The organism is Oleiphilus sp. HI0079 (genome assembly GCF_001635105.1).
Genome location: NZ_LWFT01001123.1, coordinates 1 through 575 on the forward strand (window position 1 = coordinate 1; position 575 = coordinate 575).

Sequence of the window (575 nt, forward strand, 5' to 3'; positions counted from 1 at the left end):
GATTACATGTCTGAAATCGCGCATGAGTCCTTAAAGCCTTTGGTTATAGAGCATAGTGACGGTTTTGAGCGTCGTATTGAGAGAGAGCCTCATGGTCTCGTTTTCGTGATAGCACCGTGGAACTATCCTTACTTAACGTCGATTAATACGATTATCCCAGCTTTGATTGCAGGAAATGCGGTGATTATAAAGCACGCGACTCAAACTTTATTGGTCGGAGAGCGTTTAGCATCGATATTTGCCGAGGCGGGTTTGCCTGCGGATCTTTTTCAAAACCTCTTTCTTGATCATGCGAGCACTGATCAACTTATTCGACAGCGTTGTTTTGATTTTATTAATTTTACGGGCTCTGTTGGGGCGGGGCGCTCAATTGAGCAAGCCGCTTCCGGCACATTTGTAGGTCTTGGTCTAGAGCTTGGGGGTAAAGACCCCGGTTATGTCATGGAGGATGCTGACTTGGATTCTGCAGTTGCTTCCTTGGTTGACGGGGCGATGTATAACTCTGGTCAGTGCTGTTGCGGTATTGAACGGATATATGTGGCTGAGAGCCTTTACGACAGTCTTGTAGAAAAAGT

Annotated in this window: 1 protein-coding gene; it reads left to right on the forward strand. The window is 46.3% G+C overall.

The features are described 5' to 3' along the window. Window positions 1–575 (forward strand): aldehyde dehydrogenase family protein (locus A3750_RS19930; RefSeq protein WP_156498774.1); only part of this gene is annotated, 575 nt, incomplete at both ends.